The 18,760-nt window shown below is 60.0% G+C and carries 18 protein-coding genes; 9 read left to right on the forward strand and 9 right to left on the reverse strand.

Translation table 11 applies throughout. The annotated features are described in order from the left end of the window. Window positions 1-131: 131 nt before the first annotated feature. The gene (gene hslO / locus IF654_RS21485; RefSeq protein WP_047272934.1) at window positions 132-1,034 is read right to left on the reverse strand and encodes an Hsp33 family molecular chaperone HslO; all 903 of its coding nucleotides are present in this window, start codon (window positions 1,032-1,034) and stop codon (window positions 132-134) included. 101 nt (window positions 1,035-1,135) lie between these two features. On the opposite strand from hslO, the gene IF654_RS21490 reads away from it, so the two are divergent. Continuing rightward, on the forward strand, window positions 1,136-1,933 hold the full coding sequence (locus IF654_RS21490) for a phosphatase PAP2 family protein (protein WP_047272933.1): 798 nt from the start codon (window positions 1,136-1,138) through the stop codon (window positions 1,931-1,933). Window positions 1,934-1,967: 34 nt separating this feature from the next. Here the strand turns inward: IF654_RS21490 and IF654_RS21495 are convergent, their stop codons facing one another. Further along, window positions 1,968-2,375 carry an RNA-binding S4 domain-containing protein gene (locus tag IF654_RS21495; RefSeq protein WP_047272932.1) on the reverse strand — a complete coding sequence of 136 codons (408 nt, stop codon included), beginning with the start codon at window positions 2,373-2,375 and terminating at the stop codon, window positions 1,968-1,970. Window positions 2,376-2,491: 116 nt separating this feature from the next. Between IF654_RS21495 and rimA the strand changes: the two genes are divergently transcribed. From rimA to rimK, 3 genes are read left to right on the forward strand one after another with little or no spacing between them, the layout of a single operon-like run. Next, the gene (gene rimA, locus IF654_RS21500; RefSeq protein WP_047281749.1) at window positions 2,492-3,271 is read left to right on the forward strand and encodes a S6 modification regulatory phosphodiesterase RimA; all 780 of its coding nucleotides are present in this window, start codon (window positions 2,492-2,494) and stop codon (window positions 3,269-3,271) included. Between the two features lie 15 nt (window positions 3,272-3,286). Then, window positions 3,287-3,769: a retropepsin-like aspartic endopeptidase RimB gene (rimB, locus tag IF654_RS21505; RefSeq protein ID WP_047272930.1), complete on the forward strand. Its 483-nt coding sequence runs from the start codon at window positions 3,287-3,289 to the stop codon at window positions 3,767-3,769. Next, window positions 3,766-4,671, forward strand: a complete 906-nt coding sequence (gene rimK / locus IF654_RS21510; protein ID WP_047272929.1) for a 30S ribosomal protein S6--L-glutamate ligase — start codon at window positions 3,766-3,768, stop codon at window positions 4,669-4,671. Before rimB ends, rimK begins: the two co-directional genes overlap by 4 nt. A 73-nt stretch (window positions 4,672-4,744) precedes the next feature. On the opposite strand, the gene IF654_RS21515 is transcribed toward rimK, so the two are convergent. After that, entirely contained in the window at window positions 4,745-6,058 is a 1,314-nt protein-coding gene (locus tag IF654_RS21515; protein ID WP_047272928.1) for an ATP-binding protein, read from the reverse strand. A 111-nt stretch (window positions 6,059-6,169) separates the two neighbouring features. Beyond that, the gene (ompR, locus tag IF654_RS21520; RefSeq protein WP_047272927.1) at window positions 6,170-6,910 is read right to left on the reverse strand and encodes an osmolarity response regulator transcription factor OmpR; all 741 of its coding nucleotides are present in this window, start codon (window positions 6,908-6,910) and stop codon (window positions 6,170-6,172) included. 359 nt (window positions 6,911-7,269) lie between these two features. Here ompR and IF654_RS21525 point away from each other — a divergent pair, with 359 nt between their 5' ends. The 4 genes from IF654_RS21525 to IF654_RS21540 all read left to right on the forward strand — a co-directional run bounded on the left by IF654_RS21525 (window position 7,270) and on the right by IF654_RS21540 (window position 12,407). Further along, window positions 7,270-9,591 carry a Tex family protein gene (locus IF654_RS21525; RefSeq protein ID WP_047272955.1) on the forward strand — a complete coding sequence of 774 codons (2,322 nt, stop codon included), beginning with the start codon at window positions 7,270-7,272 and terminating at the stop codon, window positions 9,589-9,591. Beyond that, window positions 9,591-9,974: a PaaI family thioesterase gene (locus IF654_RS21530; RefSeq protein ID WP_047281748.1), complete on the forward strand. Its 384-nt coding sequence runs from the start codon at window positions 9,591-9,593 to the stop codon at window positions 9,972-9,974. Before IF654_RS21525 ends, IF654_RS21530 begins: the two co-directional genes overlap by 1 nt. 198 nt (window positions 9,975-10,172) lie before the next feature. Continuing rightward, on the forward strand, window positions 10,173-11,756 hold the full coding sequence (gene gshA / locus IF654_RS21535) for a glutamate--cysteine ligase (protein WP_047272925.1): 1,584 nt from the start codon (window positions 10,173-10,175) through the stop codon (window positions 11,754-11,756). A 387-nt stretch (window positions 11,757-12,143) separates the two neighbouring features. Continuing rightward, window positions 12,144-12,407, forward strand: a complete 264-nt coding sequence (locus IF654_RS21540; protein ID WP_047272924.1) for a DUF3077 domain-containing protein — start codon at window positions 12,144-12,146, stop codon at window positions 12,405-12,407. 68 nt (window positions 12,408-12,475) lie between these two features. Here IF654_RS21540 and argA read toward each other — a convergent pair whose 3' ends face one another. Continuing rightward, entirely contained in the window at window positions 12,476-13,774 is a 1,299-nt protein-coding gene (argA, locus tag IF654_RS21545; protein ID WP_047272923.1) for an amino-acid N-acetyltransferase, read from the reverse strand. A gap of 136 nt (window positions 13,775-13,910) precedes the next feature. Beyond that, window positions 13,911-15,062: an acetylornithine deacetylase gene (gene argE / locus IF654_RS21550; RefSeq protein WP_047272922.1), complete on the reverse strand. Its 1,152-nt coding sequence runs from the start codon at window positions 15,060-15,062 to the stop codon at window positions 13,911-13,913. Window positions 15,063-15,219: 157 nt separating this feature from the next. Here argE and IF654_RS21555 point away from each other — a divergent pair, with 157 nt between their 5' ends. Next, window positions 15,220-16,608: a CYTH domain-containing protein gene (locus IF654_RS21555; protein WP_047272921.1), complete on the forward strand. Its 1,389-nt coding sequence runs from the start codon at window positions 15,220-15,222 to the stop codon at window positions 16,606-16,608. 46 nt (window positions 16,609-16,654) lie between these two features. Here the strand turns inward: IF654_RS21555 and IF654_RS21560 are convergent, their stop codons facing one another. From IF654_RS21560 to IF654_RS21570, 3 genes are all read right to left on the reverse strand, one after another. Then, window positions 16,655-17,224 carry a lipocalin family protein gene (locus IF654_RS21560; protein WP_047272920.1) on the reverse strand — a complete coding sequence of 190 codons (570 nt, stop codon included), beginning with the start codon at window positions 17,222-17,224 and terminating at the stop codon, window positions 16,655-16,657. A gap of 21 nt (window positions 17,225-17,245) precedes the next feature. Beyond that, window positions 17,246-17,500 (reverse strand): lipoprotein, encoded by a 255-nt coding sequence (locus IF654_RS21565; RefSeq protein WP_047272919.1) that lies wholly within the window; start codon window positions 17,498-17,500, stop codon window positions 17,246-17,248. A 212-nt stretch (window positions 17,501-17,712) separates the two neighbouring features. Beyond that, window positions 17,713-18,723 carry a class 1 fructose-bisphosphatase gene (locus tag IF654_RS21570; RefSeq protein ID WP_047272918.1) on the reverse strand — a complete coding sequence of 337 codons (1,011 nt, stop codon included), beginning with the start codon at window positions 18,721-18,723 and terminating at the stop codon, window positions 17,713-17,715. Window positions 18,724-18,760: the final 37 nt, after the last annotated feature.

The following is an 18,760-nucleotide window of genomic DNA, read 5'->3' on the forward strand; positions in this document are numbered from 1 at the left end:
GAAAATTTTGCACTACTACCGCGAAAAAAGTGGGCCGGATTATGCCAGAAACGCCCAAAAAAAGTAGGGCCCACCTGTCAGAACCGCGTTATACCGGGCTTTGACAGGGGTTTTACCTGCGCTGAAACGTTTTAGTGGTGAGTGCCTGAAGGCGTCTCTACACCTGCGCCCGCGAACAATTGATCGACATCGGCGGCATCGAACAAGTAACGCTCGTTGCAAAATTGGCAGTCGATTTCAATATGGCCGCCGTGCTCTTTGACCAGCGTAAGCGCATCGTCATGGCCCAGGCTGGACAACGCATTGCCGGAGCGTTCGCGCGAGCAGCTGCATTTGAATTCGATGCCATCCTTATCAAAAAGACGCACTACATCCTCGTGGAACAAGCGATGCAGAATTGTTTCGTTATCCAGCCCCAGCAGTTCTTCGACCTTGAGGGTATCGCCCAACGCATTCAGGCGGTTCCAGCTCTCGGCACGATCTACTTCGTCTTTGATCACTTCGGCAGGCAGTTGCTGCAAGAGCATGCCGCGTGCGCGCTTGCCATCCGCCGCGAGCCAGAAACGCGTAGGCACCTGGTGCGACATTACGAAGTAATTGGTGAAACAGGCCGACAGATCATTGCCGCCCAGGTCCACGATGCCCTGATAACGCTTACCGATTGTCGGGTCGATGGTCAGGGCCAGGACGCCGTTGGGCATCAGGTCGCTCAGGGTCGCGTCGGGGGTGATCTGATCCGCGTCAAATCGGGCCAGGCCGCGAATTTCATGTTCGCTGGTGATTTCAATCATCAGCAGCGGAACCGCGCCTTCGGAACGGGCTTGAAGGCTCATCAGGCCGTCGAATTTCAGGGTGCTGACCAGCAACGCCGCAGCGGCCATCAGCTCGCCCAGCAGTTGTTGAACCGGCTCAGGGTAAGCGTGCTTGGCCAGTACCTCAGCGTAGCTGTGATCCAGCGACACCAGCTCGCCGCGGGTGTCGCTGTTATCGAAAATGAAGCGCTGCGTAAAGTCGGTTTTGCGTAAATCGGACATAGGAATAGGGTTCTAAATTGGTGACAAAATGTGTTCGAGTCTTTATAAAGGCGCGTTTTTAGCACCTATCGAGTGCAAAGACCCAGCCAAGGGGGCATGTCATGAACAATCCCACTCTGTTCCAAACAAGGTGGAACCTCAGAGCCCTAGCGGGGTGTAATTTACTCGCTCTGGGGCTTTTGTGTTTCTGGTTATGGCCATTCGGCCAAATTCTCTGCCTGACTTTCGACGACTGGTTGTTCCATCTGCTCAATCGTCCATTGGCTGATAACCCTATATGGCTCCACATGTGGGCAGTTGCAAGTCTTCGACCTTTCGATGTGGTAGTCGGGGTCATCATGCTGGCCCTGCTGATCAAAGGTAACTGGGTATTTGAGGCCACGCAGGTGCGTCGCGCGCTGTTTGGTTTTCTGGCGATCCTGTTGCTGCTGGTGGTGATCCGCGCGCTGTTTTCCAAACTCACGGCCGCGATGGGTTGGCAGCACAATAGCCCGTCGATGGTGTTTGAAGATGCCATTCACCTGAGCGACTTCTTTCCGGGCCTTGAAAAAACCTGGGAACTGAAAGACCGCTCAAGCCAGAGCTTTCCGGGCGATCACGCCTCGGTACTGCTGATCTGGGGCATGTTCATGAGTGTGTTCAGCCGCACCATTGGCCAGAAGGTGGTGATCTGGGGCCTGACGCTGCTGTTCATGATGCCGCGACTGGTAGCTGGCGCCCATTGGGGCCAGGACGACTACATCGGCGGCTTGTTGCTGGCATTCCTGGCGTTGGGCTGGGGCTATTACACCCCGTTCGCGGCCAAGGTTTCAGGTGCGCTGATGCGCGTGACGGCACCGATTTTTTCGCTGTTGCAGCGTCTGCCGCTGGTGTCACGCATGAGCGTGGTGCGCGGTTAAGCAACCCGCGTCATACACCCTGTAAATCGCCGCTCTACTCGGCGCCACTGGCATCCTGAAACTGATGCAATTGGCGCCGTTGTTTTTTGGTCGGTTTACCGTCCGTCGTAATCCCCATTGCTCCGGATTTGCGCATGGCGGCAGCGTGCTCACGCTTGGCGATACTCTGCTCAGTTTCGGCGTACAACAATTGTGCCTCGGGCGCGCCACGACGCACGACTGACAGCGCTTTGACTTCGACCGTGCGCTCTTCCAGGCCCACGCGTATTTGCAGCTCATCGCCCAGTCGAGGCTCTTTACTCGGCTTGCAACGCTCACCGCGACAATGCACTTTGCCACTTTCAATAGCGGCCTTGGCCAACGCCCGGGTTTTGAAAAACCGCGCCGCCCACAACCATTTGTCCAAACGGACCTTTTCGTCTTCTTCTTGCTTCTGAGCCATTGGAATTCCTCTTCTTTGACAGAGTCAGAACTGTACTACCGTTTCTAATGAATAGATGAATCTGGCATCCGGCTAGAATGCCGTTCCTCTCAGCGCCTTTGGCGAGGTTATGTCCCATGACGTTTTTTCCCGATTCCCTGACGGGCGCCAAAAGCCGTTGCGACGCTTGTCGACAAGCCACGCCGCTGGGGTTCGATTTCCAATTTGCGTACCAACCGATCGTGGACTTGCGCGATCAATCGGTCTTTGCCCACGAAGCACTGGTCAGAGGGCCTGCCGGTGAAGGCGCACTGGATGTTTTACGGCAGGTAAATGACACCAATCGTTACCGCTTCGACCAAGAGTGCCGCACACGTGCAATCAAGGGCGCGGCCGCGCTGGGCATGCAGCAACACCTGTCCATCAATTTCATGCCCAACGCGGTGTATCGGCCGGAACTGTGCATTCGCAGCACCCTGGAAGCCGCCAAAGCCCACGATTTCCCGCTCGACAAGCTGATTTTCGAAACGCTGGAAAGCGAACACATAGATAACTATCGCCATTTGACCCATATTCTGCGTGAATACCGCCAATTCGGTTTCAAGACAGCCATCGATGACTTCGGAGCAGGTTATTCGGGGCTCAATTTATTGGCGGATTTTCAACCTGACCTGATCAAGCTCGACATGGCACTCATCCGCGATGTCGATCAGGATCGTGCGCGTCAGGCTATCGTGCGCGGCGTTGTCATGATGTGTTCTGAATTGAACGTTACAGTCATAGCCGAAGGCATCGAAAGCGCTGGCGAAAGGGATTTCCTGGCCGATTGTGGAATATTTCTGATGCAGGGTTACTGGTTCGCCAGACCGGCATTTCAAGCGTTGGCCGAGGTTCGACCGGCGGCCTGGATACGTTAATCGCGGTTACTCATATTGAAGACATTTGATCATCTGACCGTTGTCGGTCTGCGCGAGTGGGTGGCGCTCCCCGATTTGGGCGTCGCAGGCTTGCGCGCCAAAATCGACACCGGCGCCAGTACGTCCAGCTTGCACGCCACTGAAATCGAGCCTTTTGTGCGCGATGGTGCCGAGTGGGTGCGTTTCAACGCTCATTTGGGCACGCTGGTGCAACTGCGTCATCGCCGTTGCGAAGCCCCTCTGGTGGCGATAAAAACCATTAAAAGTTCTAACGGTCATGCGCAAGTTCGCTATGTGATCCGCACCCGCCTCGCGCTGGGTGATCGGGTCTGGTCGGTGGAGTTCACCCTCGCCTGCCGCAAGTCCATGCGTTACCGTTTGCTGCTCGGTTCAAAAGCCCTGATCGATGGCCAACTGGTGGTCAATCCGGGGCTCAAATACGTTCAAGACAAGCCGGTTTTCCCGGTCTCTACCCTTTCTGCCACAGGTGCTGCATGAAGATCGCTGTGCTGTCGCGTAACCCGCGTCTGTATTCCACTCGTCGCCTGGTCGAAGCCGGGACGGAACGAGGCCACGAAATGGTAGTGATCGATACCCTGCGTGCCTATATGAACATCGCCAGCCACAAGCCGCAGATCCACTACCGGGGCAAGCCGCTGGAAGGCTTCGATGCCGTGATTCCGCGCATTGGTGCCTCGGTCACGTTTTACGGCTGTGCGGTGTTGCGCCAGTTCGAAATGATGGGGGTTTTCCCACTGAACGAATCGGTGGCCATCGCACGTTCGCGGGACAAACTGCGCTCCCTGCAATTGCTGTCGCGGCGTGGGCTGGGGTTGCCGGTGACGGGCTTTGCGCACTCGCCGGATGACATCCCCGACCTGATCGAAATGGTCAATGGCGCACCGTTGGTGATCAAGGTGCTGGAAGGCACCCAGGGCATCGGCGTTGTGCTGTGCGAAACCGCGACGGCGGCAGAATCCGTGATCGAAGCCTTCATGGGCCTCAAGCAAAACATCATGGTGCAGGAATACATCAAGGAAGCCGGCGGCGCCGATATTCGCTGCTTCGTGGTGGGTGACAAGGTGATTGCGGCGATGAAACGCCAGGCCAAACCGGGTGAGTTCCGTTCCAACCTGCACCGTGGCGGCAGCGCCAGCCTGATCAAGATCACCCCGGAAGAACGCATGACCGCCATTCGGGCCGCCAAGGTGATGGGGTTGAGCGTGGCAGGCGTGGACATCCTGCGCTCCAATCACGGCCCGTTGGTGCTGGAGGTCAACTCCTCACCGGGTCTGGAAGGGATCGAAACCACCACGGGTAAAAACGTGGCCGGAATCATCATTGAACATCTGGAGAAAAACAGCGGGCCGAACCTGACAAGAACCAAAGGCAAAGGCTGACGCCCCCCGCCACGCCCAAAAAAGACGCGAGGCTGCCTCCATCGGCAGCCTCGCGTGTGGTTAGCTCAGGTCCTTACACCGCGCCACGGGGCAACATCAGCCCCAATGGCAACCTGACCCGCGCTTCAAGCCCACCGCCGGAACGGTTGCGTAACTCGACATTGCCACCATGCATCGACGCGATGCGCTTGACGATTGCCAACCCGAGCCCGGTCCCCTTTCCGCCGCGGGCACGATCGCCGCGAATGAACGGGTTGAAGATGTCTTCAAGCTCGGAAGGGTCGATGCCTGCACCACGATCCATCACGCTGAGCACCACATACGGCGCGCTCACATCGCCTGACACATAGGCGGCCACTTCCACATCCTCACCCGCATGATGCAACGCGTTGCCAATCAGGTTGTTGAGCAAGCGCTTCATCGATACCCGGCGCAGCGGAAACGGCTGAATCGGTTGCAGGCGCAAACGCACCCGCTCTTCGTTCTGGTTGTAAGGTGCCACGACCTCACGCACCAGCTCGCACAAGTCCACCTCTTCGACCAGTTCGTCACGGCCATCGCGAATAAAGGCCAGGAACTGATCGAGGATCGCGTCCATGTCTTCGATATCGCGCACCATGTCGTCCGTCAGGTCGTTATGGTTGCCCATCAATTCCAGCGACAAACGCAGACGCGTCAACGGCGTACGCAAATCGTGGGAAACCCCCGCCAGCATCAACTCTCGCTCGCGACCCGCTTGCTCCACGTCTTCGGCCATTTGGTTGAACGCGCTGTAAACCTCCGTCATCTCACTCGGCGTATCACTGATCGGCAACCGCACGCTGCGGCCCTGACCCAGTTGACGCGCGGCATACACCAGGCGTTTGAGCGGCTGGTTAAGTTGACTGACGAAAATCCACGCCGACGCAGTTGAGAGCAAGCCAATGGCCAAGAACCAGCCCAGCACGCTCCATATTTTTTGCCCGCGCAGCGGGTGCGGGTACAGCGGCACTTTCAGCCAGCCATCCCCCAGACTCGGCGCCCGAACCCACAAGGCGGGTGGCGAATGCACCCGCAAGCGAACCTCGGTATCAGCGCCCAGCTCGGCCTGCATCTGACGTTGGTAAGCACCGCTGTAAGGCCAATGCTGCTCACCCTCGGGCACGCCGCCACCCACCACCCGGATCAATCCGGCGGCATCGGCAATTTTTTCGCGGTTTTCCTCATCGGCCGCCCAGTAGGCACGCAGCGTAAGCGCAACGCCGTGGCTGTATTGACGATCAACCAGGACATCTTCATTCATCAGCAAGTACACCAACGTCAGTGCCTTGGAGAACAGAACGACGATCAATACCAGCCAGAGGGTGCGCGAGAAGAAACTTTGGGGGAACCAGAGAGGGGTTTTCATAGATTGATGCTTTTGCAGTTTGCAGGAGCGCGTAGGGATACCCGCAGAAATGAAATTGCGGGCCACTCAGGTGTTGAACACCCAGCGTGGCCCGCTCCTACAAATGATCCATCACTTGGTGGCGTTGCCGTCCGGCACAAATACATAACCCACGCCCCAGACTGTCTGGATGTAACGCGGTTTGGACGGATCCGGCTCAATCATGCGGCGCAGGCGGGAGATCTGAACGTCGATTGAACGCTCCAGCGCATCCCATTCACGGCCACGGGCCAGATTCATCAGCTTGTCGCGTGTCAACGGCTCGCGGGCATGCATGACCAGCGCTTTAAGCACCGCAAACTCACCGGTGGTCAGCATGTGAACTTCATCACCGCGTTTGAGTTCGCGGGTGGCCAGTGACAACTCGTAATCACCGAACGTGACGCTTTCGTCTTCGCTGCCCGGCGCACCCGGTACGGGCGCGGACTGGCGGCGCAACACGGCTTTGACCCGCGCCATCAGCTCATCGGGGTTGAAGGGTTTGGCCAGATAGTCGTCGGCCCCCAGTTCAAGGCCCTTGATCCGGCTCAGTTCATCGCCTTTGGCAGTGAGCATGATGATCGGCACGCGATTGTTCGCAGCGCGCAAACGGCGGCAGGCGGACAGACCGTCTTCGCCCGGCAGCATCAAGTCCAATACCACAAGGTTAAACACCTCGCGGGCCAGCAAACGGTCCATTTGCTCGACGTTGGGAACCGCGCGCGCGCGATAGCCCTTGCTGGTGAAAAAACGTTCCAACAGGCTGCTCAGGCCCGGGTCGTCGTCCACGATAAGAATTTTTTCGCCTTCAGCAGTGTGTGCAGTGCTGCTCATTAGATGCTCCTGTGATCTCGGCGCGCATTATGGCGTAGCTGCTGTTATACGCATCGTGTGCATTGTTAGCAGATTTTTCCTTCACAGCCAGTACACAGATCATGGCGCGCGCTGCACGCAGTGCCCTGAAGACAGGAACGCTGGTTATAATGCGCCGCCTTTTGTGTCAGGCAACCTCGAATTTTCAATACGTGCGGCGCGATTATTTTTTTCAGCGCGTGCCGCATTTTGCAGACTTCACGGGTCAACAGGCTGCCCTTTTGGCCCCGGTAGCGGCGCTTTTTCAAGCCGCTCAACCCGCCTCGCAAGCCTTCAAGCCCGGGCCTGCGAGCCTGCATCACAATTTGTCAGGTGGTTTTATGGACAGCATCAACAGCCGCATCGCCGAAGAACTTGGCGTGCGCCCGCAGCAGGTCGAAGCGGCCGTCGCACTTCTGGATGAAGGCTCCACCGTACCCTTCATCTCCCGTTACCGTAAGGAAGTGACAGGCAGCCTGGATGACACCCAACTTCGTCATCTGGAAGAACGCCTGCGCTACCTGCGAGAACTCGACGAACGGCGCATCAGCATCCTCGCCAGCATCGAAGAACAAGGCAAGTTGACGCCAGAACTGGCGCGCGACATCAAACTGGCCGACACCAAAACCCGCCTTGAAGACTTGTACCTGCCCTACAAGCAAAAGCGCCGCACCAAGGGCCAGATCGCCCTCGAAGCCGGCCTCGGGGAACTGGCTGACGGCCTGTTCAATGACCCGACGCTGAACCCCGAGACGCAAGCCGCCCGTTTCGTCGACGCTGAAAAAGGCGTGGCCGACGTCAAGGCAGCCCTCGACGGCGCCAAATACATCCTCATGGAGCGTTTCGCCGAAGACGCCACCCTGCTGGACAAACTGCGCAGTTTTCTCAAGCAGGAAGCCACCCTCAGCGCTCGCGTCATCGCCGGCAAAGAAGAGGAAGGCGCCAAATTCCGCGATTACTTCGAACACGACGAGCCGCTCAAAAGCATGCCGTCGCACCGGGCGCTGGCGATTTTCCGCGGGCGCAATGAAGGCATTCTCAGCTCGTCGCTCAAAGTGGGCGAAGAATTGCCCGGCACGATGCACCCCGGCGAACTGATGATTGCCGAGCGTTTCGGCCTGCAAAACCAGAACCGTGCGGCCGACAAATGGCTGGGCGAAGTGGTGCGCTGGACGTGGAAGGTCAAGCTGTACACCCACCTTGAAACCGATCTGCTGGGTGAGCTGCGCGACGCCGCAGAAACCGAAGCCATCAACGTGTTTGCGCACAACCTGCATGACTTGCTGCTGGCCGCGCCAGCGGGCCCGCGCGCGACACTCGGCCTGGACCCGGGCCTGCGCACCGGTTGCAAAATTGCCGTGGTCGATGCCACCGGCAAACTGCTCGAACACGCCACCGTGTACCCGCACGTACCGCACAACAAGTGGGACCAAACCATCTCCATCATGGCGGCCCTGTGCGCCAAACATTCGGTCGAATTGATCGCTATCGGCAACGGCACGGCGAGCCGCGAGAGCGACAAGCTGGTCATCGACCTGATCAAAAAATACCCGGCACTGAAAGTCACCAAAGTCATGGTGTCCGAAGCCGGGGCCTCGGTGTACTCGGCGTCGGAACTGGCTGCCAAGGAATTCCCCGACCTGGACGTGTCGATCCGTGGCGCGGTCTCGATTGCCCGCCGCCTGCAAGACCCGCTCGCCGAACTGGTCAAAATCGACCCCAAATCCATCGGTGTCGGCCAATACCAGCACGACGTGTCGCAGCTCAAGCTGGCACGGGGCCTGGACGCGGTGGTGGAAGACTGCGTAAACGCCGTGGGTGTGGACGTAAACACCGCCTCGGTGGCGCTGCTGGCCCGGATCTCCGGCCTCAACGCCACACTGGCGCAAAACATCGTGAACCATCGCGATGAAAACGGTGCGTTCAAAACCCGCGCCGCGCTGAAAAAAGTCAGCCGTCTGGGTGAAAAAACCTTCGAACAAGCCGCCGGTTTCTTGCGCGTCATGAACGGCGACAACCCGCTGGACGGCTCGGCGGTTCACCCCGAAGCCTACCCGCTGGTCAAGCGCATCGCCTCCGACACCGAGCGCGACATCCGCTCGCTGATTGGCGATGCCAGCTTCCTCAAGCGTCTGGACCCTAAGCAGTTCACCGATGAAACGTTCGGCCTGCCCACCGTCACCGACATCCTGCAAGAGCTGGAAAAACCGGGCCGCGATCCGCGTCCGGAGTTCAAGACCGCCGAGTTCCAGGAAGGCGTCGAAGACCTCAAAGACTTGCAGCTGGGGATGATTCTGGAAGGCGTCGTCACCAACGTGACCAACTTTGGTGCGTTCGTCGATATCGGTGTCCATCAGGACGGTCTGGTGCACATTTCGGCGCTGTCCGAGAAATTCATCAAAGACCCGCGTGAAGCCGTCAAAGCCGGTGACGTGGTCAAGGTCAAGGTGATGGAAGTCGACATCCCCCGCAAACGTGTGGGCCTGTCGATGCGCATGAGCGACACCCCCGGCGAGAAAATCGACGGGGCCCGCGGCGCACGTCCCGGCGCTTCGGGGCGCCAGCAAAACACCGCGCCACGCAAAGAAACCGTGGCCGCGGCCCCTGCCAACAACGCCATGGCCTCGCTGTTCGCCAATGCCAAGCAGTTGAAGAAGCGCTGATGGAAATCCCGGCCGGGCTGACCCAAAGCGCGTTCAGTGAGCTGATCGGCTGTCGCGTGGTGCAACTGGATGAAGGCGCGGCCCATGTCGCCCTGAGCCTGGAGCCGCACCTGCGCAACCGCGGCGGCAAACTGCATGGCGGGGTGTTGTTCAGCCTGGTCGACATCAGCATGGGGCTGGCCTGTTCCAGCACCCATGGCTTCGATCAGCAAAGCGTCACGCTGGAATGCAAGATCAACTACATCCGGGCGGTGTCCGAAGGCGATGTGCTGTGCATCGCCAGGGTCATCCACCCCGGTCGCCGCACGCTGGTCGTCGAAGCTGACGTCTGGCAGGGCGACAAGCTGGTCGCAAAAGCGCAAGGCACCTTCGCTGTCCTGTAGCGGTTACCCGTCGATTTAGGTTAATTTCGGCACTGCATACGCGGTGCCGAAATGCGCCCGGAGCGCCCGGGGCCGATACAGGGACGGGGCTGAGCACTCCTTTTAAAAGTCAGGCGACCACGCCGGCTTCAACTTCACCCTTGTAGACCGTCCTGACCACCCCCATATTGGGGCGACTGACGCGTGAAGGAATCCAACTTGAGCCAACTTCTCAACCGCCGCCTGGCTCTGCTCAGCGAGCGCGCTAACCTCACTCTGCTGGAGCAGTGCCTGCACGGGATCGAGCGCGAATGCTTGCGCGTCACCGGCGAGGCCCGCCTGGCCCAGACGCCGCACCCCGACGCACTGGGGTCGGCCCTGACCAACGATCAAATCACCACCGACTATTCCGAGTCGCTGCTGGAGTTCATCACCCCGGCCCTGCCCGACCCGGCAGAGACGCTGGCCAGCCTCGACAAGATCCACCGTTTTGCCTACAGCAAGCTCGGCAACGAGTACCTGTGGAGCCCTTCGATGCCGTGCCCGTTGCCGGCCGAAGCGGACATTCCAATTGCCTACTACGGCACGTCCAACATCGGACAGCTCAAGTACGTTTATCGCAAGGGCCTGGCCCTGCGTTACGGCAAAACCATGCAGTGCATTGCCGGCATTCACTACAACTTCTCGTTGCCTGAGGCCCTTTGGCCTGTGCTCAAAGCGGCAGACGGCTTTGTGGGCACCGACCGCGATTACCAGTCGAGCGCCTACATCGCGCTGATCCGTAACTTCCGCCGTTACAGCTGGCTGCTGATGTACCTGTTTGGTGCTTCGCCTGCACTGGACGCGGGGTTTCTGCGTGGCCGGGCTCACCAGCTCGAACAACTGGACCCCGACACGCTCTACCTGCCGTATGCCACCAGCCTGCGCATGAGCGACCTCGGCTACCAGAGCAACGCCCAGGCGGGCCTGACGCCGTGCTACAACGACCTCAAGAGTTACACCGACAGCCTGCGCAAAGCCGTGGCAACGCCCTACGCGCCGTATGTCGAAATCGGCACGCACCAGGACGGCGAGTGGGTGCAACTGAACACCAACATCCTGCAAATCGAAAACGAGTACTACTCCAACATTCGCCCCAAGCGTGTGACCTACAGCGGCGAGCGCCCGATTCAGGCGCTCATGTCCCGTGGCGTGCAATACGTTGAAGTGCGTTTGCTGGACATCAACCCGTTCCTGCCGGTGGGCATTGACCTGCCCGAAGCCCGCTTTCTGGATGCTTTCCTGCTGTACTGCGCGCTGCAGGAAAGCCCGCAGTTCGACAGCACGGCATGCGGCAACTGCACCTCCAACTTCCTCAGCGTCGTCAAGGAAGGTCGCCGTCCGGGCCTGCAATTGCAGCGTGACGGTCAGCCGGTCGACATGAAGGCATGGGCAGCCGAACTGCTGGAACAGATCGCACCGTTGGCCGCGCTGCTGGACCAAAGCCACGGCGGCGATGCCCACAGCAAGGCGGTGGACGAGCAACTGGCGAAAATCAGGGACGTGTCCCTGACCCCGTCGGCCAAAGTGCTGGCCAGCATGGCCGAGCACAAAGAAAGCTTCGCCCAATTCTCCCTGCGCCAAAGCATGGCCCACGCCGAATACTTCCGCGGCCAGCCACTCAGCCCTGAAGATCAGGCGGCTTTCGAAGAAAAAGCCCGCAAATCGATCAACGACCAACTAGACATTGAAGACACCGAAGAAGGTGATTTCGACCTGTTTGTGGCGTCGTATCAGGCGAGCATTTTGGCGATCAGTAACTGAGTGATGGCGGGCGGGCAGCCCGCCAGCCAATCCCCGAAGACGTTCAGGTCTCGCCGTGTCAGGGGGCGCGCACGCAAAGGTGCCGCCTCCTACACGAACTGCGGCAACGGATGGCTTCGGGGATTTGAGTGCAGGCGTACCGTACACCGCCGCTGAAATAAACAGTGGCCGGGCCTGAGAATCCGAGAAAGAATAGCGACCGGAACGCCACCCATCTCCATGATTGAGGGCGTTTTTTTTGTGCCAGCTCACCCTTTATGGCAGCTGTGCGCGGGAGGCATTCGTGCCGCCGGGGTTCCTATTGTCCCGATTCTCAGCCCGCGTACGGCTGCCACCCTCGCCTGAGAACTGAAAGTGGCAGCTCTTAATCACATAGGAGCACACTCAATGACCACCCCTTCCCCGATCAACACCCTCGGCGTCGTAACCTTTGGCCCGTGTGGCGAAAACGACCTTCCTCTGTTTTGCGTTAACCCCGGCATCCCCTTGCGTCAGGCGCTGGAGCACGTGTCGGCGTTGTTGTTTTGCGCCAAAAAGCTGGCCCTGGATGCCGCCCTGGAGAAGGACGGGGAACGCCATGCCTGGGCGTCGCACTACTTGTGCGACATGGGCAAGGCGGTCATTGATGATGTGTGTTTGCAGGCGTTTTAACGACGCACCGAAGCCGCCGCTCGACGCAGGTGTGCGTGGAACGGCGGCTCCAGTCGGCCGGGCAGGCGCTACAGGGCTTTTTCGAAGATTTTCGAGTTGCGCTGAAAGTTGTACAGCGAGGCGCGGGCTGCCGGCAGGCGTTCGACGCTGCTGGGCTCGAAGCCGCGCTCGCGGAACCAGTGGGCGGTACGCGTGGTTAAGACGAACAGGGTGTTGAGGCCCAACGCCCGCGCACGGCTTTCGATGCGTTCGAGCAGTTCGTCGCCGCGGCGGCCATGGCGGTATTCCGGGTTCACGGCCAGGCAGGCCAGTTCGCCCGCCTCGGAATCGGCAATCGGGTACAACGCCGCGCAGGCGATGATCATGCCTTCACGCTCGACCACGCTGAATTGCTCGATTTCGCGCTCCAGCACTTCGCGGGAACGACGCACCAGAATGCCCTGCTCTTCCAGCGGGCTGATGAGGTCGAGCAAACCGCCGACGTCTTCAATCGCGGCTTCGCGGATTTTTTCGAACTGCTCCTGCGCCACCAGCGTGCCGCCGCCGTTACGGGTGAACAGCTCGGTCAGCAGCGCGCCGTCTTCGGCGTAGCTGACGATATGGCTGCGGGCCACGCCGCCCCGGCAGGCCTCGGCGGCCGCTTCCAGCAGTTCAGCCTGATAATCGCTGCCCAGGCGCTTCATGTGGGCGGGCACTTGTTGCGGCCGCAGCTCGCGCACCAAACGCCCGTCTTCATCGAGCAAGCCCGGCTCGGCGCCAAACAGCAGCAATTTGTCGGCCTCCAGATCGATGGCGGCACGGGTGGCGACGTCTTCGCAGGCCAGGTTGAAGATTTCGCCAGTCGGCGAATACCCCAGCGGCGACAACAGCACGATGGAGCGCTCGTCGAGCAAGCGGTTAATGCCCTTGCGGTCCACCCGCCGCACTTCGCCGGTGTGGTGGTAGTCCACGCCATCGAGCACGCCAATCGGGCGCGCCGTCACCAGATTGCCGCTCGCCACGCGCAAGCGCGAACCCTGCATCGGTGAGGACGCCATGTCCATCGACAGCCGCGCTTCAATCGCAATGCGCAGCTGGCCCACGGCGTCGATCACGCATTCCAGCGTCGGGGCATCGGTGATGCGCATGCCTTCGTGGTAATGCGGCGTCAGCCCGCGAGCTTGCAGGCGGCTTTCGATTTGCGGACGCGAGCCATGCACCAGCACCAGCCGAACGCCCAAACTGTGCAGCAGCACCAGGTCGTGAACGATGTTGCCGAAATTGGGGTGCGCCACGCCATCGCCGGGGAGCATGACGACGAAGGTGCAATCGCGGTGGGCATTGATGTAAGGGGACGCGTGACGTAGCCAGTTAACGTAATCGGGCATAACCGGAGCCTGTAAAAAAGTGAGTCGCCTAAAAAGGGCACAAACAGCAAACGCACAACGGGCTGGTAGTTATCGTCGAAACTGACTTGGCGACACGCGTGCTCTCCTTGTGTGGACGGGTTGGACCTGCGGCGATTTACGGCGCCGGGGTCAGGCAATAGTGTTCGATCAACTGACTGAGTAGACGCACGGTCGGCTGCAAACGTGACATTTCGAGGTGTTCGCCCGGCTGATGCGCGCAGCTGATGTCACCGGGGCCGAGCACCAGCGTCTCACAGCCAAGGCGCTGAAGATAAGGCGCTTCGGTGCCAAACGCTACTGCTTCGGCACGATGCCCGGTCAGGCGCTCGGCCACGCGCACCAGTTCGCTGTCGGCCGCCTGCTCAAAGGGGGCAACGCCTGCCGCGAGCGGGGCGAAGTCAATCTGCACCTGATGGTGCTCAGCCAGTGGCTGGAGCTTGCTGCGGATGATGGCACGCAGCGCATGGGGGTCCATGCCCGGCAAGGGGCGCAGGTCGAATTCCAGCGAACACTGGCCGCAGATGCGGTTCGGGTTATCGCCCCCGTGGATGCAGCCAAAGTTGAGGGTCGGCTGCGGCACGCTGAATTGCGGGTTGCGGTATTCGTGCAGCCATTGTTGGCGCAAGTCCTTGAGCGCGCTGATGACGTCGTGCATGGCCTCCAGTGCGCTATGGCCCAGACGTGGGTCCGAGGAATGGCCACTGCGCCCCAGAATGTCGATGCGCTCCATCATCACGCCCTTGTGCAGGCGGATCGGCTTGAGCCCCGTCGGCTCACCGATCACCGCCGCACGGCCCAGCGGACGCCCGGCTTCAGCAAGCGCACGGGCGCCCGCCATGGAGGTTTCTTCGTCGCAAGTGGCCAGAATCAGCAAGGGTTGCCGGAACGGCTGATCCAGCAGAGGCCGGACGGCTTCGATGATTAAGGCGAAAAAGCCTTTCATGTCACAGCTGCCCAATCCGACCCAGCGGTTATCCACTTCTGTCAGTTTGAGCGGATCGGTCTGCCACAGCGCTTCGTCGTACGGCACCGTGTCGCTGTGGCCTGCCAGTACCAGTCCGCCGGGGCCGCTGCCATAACTGGCGAGCAGGTTGAATTTGCCGGGGCTGACAGGCTGGATCTCGCAGGCAAAGCCCAGATCACCCAGCCACGTGGCCAGCAGGTCGATAACCGGGCGATTGGTTTGATCCAGATGCGGTTGGGTGCAACTGACGGACGGTGCGCTGATCAAGGCAGCGAATTGCTCTTTGAGCGAGGGTAAAGGCATGCGCTGACTTCCTGTTGGCGGGGCGAGGCCCATCATAGGGCCATCTGAGCGGCAGAATAAACCCATGCGGGGCGCCGGGGCGGCGAGTCCTGTACACTGCACGGCCTTGGCAGCCACACCTTTCCCCGGCTGCGCACCGTTCCTGGATTTTCCGGCCATGCAGAAAGAAACCGAAATCAAACTCCGCGTCAGCCGCGAAACCCTCGCCGCCTTGCGCGAGCACCCTTTGCTGAAAAAGCGCAACAAAAGTGGCTGGGAAAGCCGTGAGTTGCTCAATCAATATTTCGACACCCCGGAGCGCGACCTGGCCAAGGCCAAGGTTGCCCTGCGCTTGCGCCGTGATGGCGAAGACGTGATCCAGACCCTCAAGACCCGTGGCGAAAGCGTTGCCGGCCTGTCTGTGCGCAATGAATACGACTGGCACCTGCCCAAAGCCAAACTGGACGTCAAAAAACTCGACGGCGAGTGCTGGCCCGAGGCGTTGGCCGAACTGGACAAAAAAACCCTCAAGCCCATTTTCACCACCGATTTCGTGCGCGAACGCGCCGAGATCTCGTGGGGCCGTGGCAAAGCCAAAGTGGTGATCGAAGCCGCGCTGGACGTGGGGCACGTGATTGCCGGCAAGCAGAAAGAAGAAATCTGCGAGCTGGAGCTTGAACTGCGCGAAGGCGAACCGGCTGCCTTGCTGGAACTGGCCGCCGAGCTGGCTGAAAAACTGGCCTTGATGCCGTGCGACATCAGTAAGGCTGAGCGCGGTTATCGCCTGTTCGACGCCAATAGTTATTCGGTGAGCCTGCCAGCCCCTGAGCTGACGCCGGAAACCCCGCTCGATGACGCGTTTGCCGCGCTGGCGTGGCATTTGCTGGCCAGCAGCCAGCGGTTGGCCGAGCAATACCGTTTCAATGGCCACTGGCGCCTGTTGCAAGACTGGGTGCAGCAACTGATTGACCTGCGCGCGCTGGTCAGCAGCCTGGGTCAGGCCGCGCCACGCCAATCCACCAGCACCTTGCGCGCCTCGCTCGACGCACTGCTGGAAGACTGGCGCCCGCTGGTGCAGATCGGTCAGGACGACGAAGACGTGCGCAAAGCCGCGCCCGAGCAGTTCCTTGAAGAGCTGGAAGACCCGCGCTGGGGCCAGTTCTCGCTGAACACCTCGCGCTGGTTGATGGACCGCAGTTGGACCGTGGATCGCGGCACCACCCGTGGCAATCGTCAGGGCGCTGCACAACTGAGCAGCTGGCTGCCGCGTTTGCTGTCGGATGAAGCCATCGCGCTGCGTCTGAACCGTTACCAGCAGCAACCGGAAGACTTGGCAGAGCAACTACCGCGCATCGAGCGCATTCAAGCGTGGCTGCGTTTGGCCCGTGGCGTGCTGGAGATTGCGGAAGTCGATCGCTTGTTTGGCGAGATGAACAAGCTGCAAGAGCTGGCGAATCAGCCGCTCACCGACGATGTTGAACACAACGAAGCCTTGCTCGATGCCCGCAAGCATCAGGCGATCGCGGTGTATCAGAACCGCGCCTGGAAGACCTTGCTGCGCGCCTGAGCGTGAAGCAAAAGGCCCTCAGCGCTCGCTGAGGGCCTTCGGCCCTTTATTTCGTGGTCTTGGGCATGTCCGCGTCGGGCGTGCGCCAGATCAGGCGTGTGGTGTCGTAGCCTTGCTGTTGAGCCTTGCTCAGCAACTCGTCACGGGTTTGCTGGTCGATGGTCGGTTTGCGCGACAGCAACCACAGGTAGCGACGATCCGGGTTGCCTACCAGCGCCGTGCTGTAGTTGTCCCCCAGATACAGCACCCAGTAATCGCCTTTGGTCACACCCGGCAACAGTGTCGAGACCCAGTTATCAAACTCAACCCACAATTTGTCGGTCTTGCCCGGGACTTGCGGGGTGGCGGTGCCTTTGGCTTCCTGCCACTCACCGTCCTCGGTCAGGCAGCGGTTGAGCACGGCCACGTTACCGTCGGGCTTGAGGGTGTATTGCGCCTGGGACTGGGCGCAATTGCGCTGGAAGAACATCGGCAATCGCGCCTGTTCATACCAGGTGCCCTGATAGCGCTTGAGATCGACGTTATCGACGGTTTTGGGGGCCAGTGCATCGCTGCCGGAGCTGGAACAACCGGCCAACACCAATGCAGTGCCCAGACACGCTAAAAGTCGCTTCATGGGTAACGCTCCTGTTCAGTCTTATTTCAAGCCCTGACCCGAGAACATCAGCACTTTGTCGCCTGCATATTGCACGCTGATAAAGCTGTTTTTATCGCCCCAGGTGCAGCTCGACATACCGAGTGCGCCCGAGCAGTCGGTCGGGCTGCCCAGCAGCTTCTCCACCTCGGCCTTGGGCATGCCGGCCGACAGCTTGGAGTAGTTTTCCTGATTGACCTTGCTGCAGGCCGCCAGTAATACACAGAACGACAACAACGCCAAAGAACGCAACTTCATGGAAAAGCTCCTGAATGGGAAGGTTGGCATTGCTGCCTCGTGAGAGCTTAGAAGAGAAAAGCGCAGGGTGGTTCCCGCAGGGCACGGGTTTAGTTGCAGGGAGGACACGTTGAGGGGGGCAATGAGGGGGTGTCGCCGCCGGGGAATGGCTAAACGTCAGAAGAACGGGGGGCGTTGGCCCCCCTTCGCAGCCTGCGGCGGCGAGTGCGCGCTTAGGCTTTGTGGTAAGCGGTGATGCGCGCGACTTCTTCTTTGGAGCCCAGGAATACCGCAACACGCTGGTGCAGGCCTTCAGGCTGGATGTCGAGGATGCGCTGGTGGCCGTCAGTGGACGCGCCGCCTGCCTGCTCCACCAGGAACGACATCGGGTTGGCTTCGTACATCAAGCGCAGCTTGCCTGGCTTGGACGGCTCACGGCTGTCACGCGGGTACATGAACACGCCACCACGGGTCAGGATGCGGTGCACGTCAGCCACCATCGCCGCCACCCAACGCATGTTGTAGTTCTTGTTCAACGGCCCTTCTTCGCCCGCCAGCAGCTCGTCGACGTAGCGCTGGACCGGGGCTTCCCAGTGGCGCTGGTTGGACATGTTGATGGCGAACTCCTGAGTGGACTCAGGAATGCTGATGTCTTCGTGGGTGAGCACGAAGCTGCCCATTTCGCGGTCCAGGGTGAACCCTTTCACGCCGTCACCCAGGGTCAGCACCAGCATGGTTTGTGGGCCGTAGATCGCATAACCGGCCGCCACTTGGGTGGAGCCCGGTTGCAGGAATGCTTTTTCGCCCAGGTCGCCGTTCTCGGCCAGGTGGCCTTCAGGGCAACGCAGCACGGAGAAAATCGTACCGACAGGCGCGTTGATGTCGATGTTGGACGAACCGTCCAGCGGGTCGAATACCAACAGGTAGGCGCCTTTCGGGTATTTGCCCGGGATCTGGTAGGCGTTGTCCATTTCTTCGGATGCCATACCGGCCAGGTGACCGCCCCATTCGTTGGCTTCGAGCAGGATTTCGTTGGAAATCACGTCGAGCTTCTTCTGGACTTCGCCTTGCACGTTTTCGGTGCCCATGCTGCCCAGAACACCACCCAGGGCGCCTTTGGACACGGCGTGGCTGATCTCTTTGCAAGCACGCGCCACCACTTCGATGAGGAAACGCAAATCAGCAGGCGTGTTGTTGCTGCGGGTCTGCTCGATCAAATAGCGACTCAGGGTAACGCGGGACATGTAAGGCTCCGAACTAGGGGGAGGGGGCAAAAAACCC

The organism is Pseudomonas lundensis (genome assembly GCF_015377145.2).
Lineage (GTDB): Bacteria > Pseudomonadota > Gammaproteobacteria > Pseudomonadales > Pseudomonadaceae > Aquipseudomonas > Aquipseudomonas lundensis.

Coding starts and splice junctions, on each gene's coding strand:
- hslO (WP_047272934.1), bottom strand. CDS start 1,034: ATGTCCGATTTACGCAAAACCGACTTTACGCAGCGCTTCATTTTCGAT.
- IF654_RS21490 (WP_047272933.1), top strand. CDS start 1,136: ATGAACAATCCCACTCTGTTCCAAACAAGGTGGAACCTCAGAGCCCTA.
- IF654_RS21495 (WP_047272932.1), bottom strand. CDS start 2,375: ATGGCTCAGAAGCAAGAAGAAGACGAAAAGGTCCGTTTGGACAAATGG.
- rimA (WP_047281749.1), top strand. CDS start 2,492: ATGACGTTTTTTCCCGATTCCCTGACGGGCGCCAAAAGCCGTTGCGAC.
- rimK (WP_047272929.1), top strand. CDS start 3,766: ATGAAGATCGCTGTGCTGTCGCGTAACCCGCGTCTGTATTCCACTCGT.
- IF654_RS21515 (WP_047272928.1), bottom strand. CDS start 6,058: ATGAAAACCCCTCTCTGGTTCCCCCAAAGTTTCTTCTCGCGCACCCTC.
- ompR (WP_047272927.1), bottom strand. CDS start 6,910: ATGAGCAGCACTGCACACACTGCTGAAGGCGAAAAAATTCTTATCGTG.
- IF654_RS21525 (WP_047272955.1), top strand. CDS start 7,270: ATGGACAGCATCAACAGCCGCATCGCCGAAGAACTTGGCGTGCGCCCG.
- IF654_RS21530 (WP_047281748.1), top strand. CDS start 9,591: ATGGAAATCCCGGCCGGGCTGACCCAAAGCGCGTTCAGTGAGCTGATC.
- IF654_RS21540 (WP_047272924.1), top strand. CDS start 12,144: ATGACCACCCCTTCCCCGATCAACACCCTCGGCGTCGTAACCTTTGGC.
- argA (WP_047272923.1), bottom strand. CDS start 13,774: ATGCCCGATTACGTTAACTGGCTACGTCACGCGTCCCCTTACATCAAT.
- argE (WP_047272922.1), bottom strand. CDS start 15,062: ATGCCTTTACCCTCGCTCAAAGAGCAATTCGCTGCCTTGATCAGCGCA.
- IF654_RS21555 (WP_047272921.1), top strand. CDS start 15,220: ATGCAGAAAGAAACCGAAATCAAACTCCGCGTCAGCCGCGAAACCCTC.
- IF654_RS21560 (WP_047272920.1), bottom strand. CDS start 17,224: ATGAAGCGACTTTTAGCGTGTCTGGGCACTGCATTGGTGTTGGCCGGT.
- IF654_RS21565 (WP_047272919.1), bottom strand. CDS start 17,500: ATGAAGTTGCGTTCTTTGGCGTTGTTGTCGTTCTGTGTATTACTGGCG.
- IF654_RS21570 (WP_047272918.1), bottom strand. CDS start 18,723: ATGTCCCGCGTTACCCTGAGTCGCTATTTGATCGAGCAGACCCGCAGC.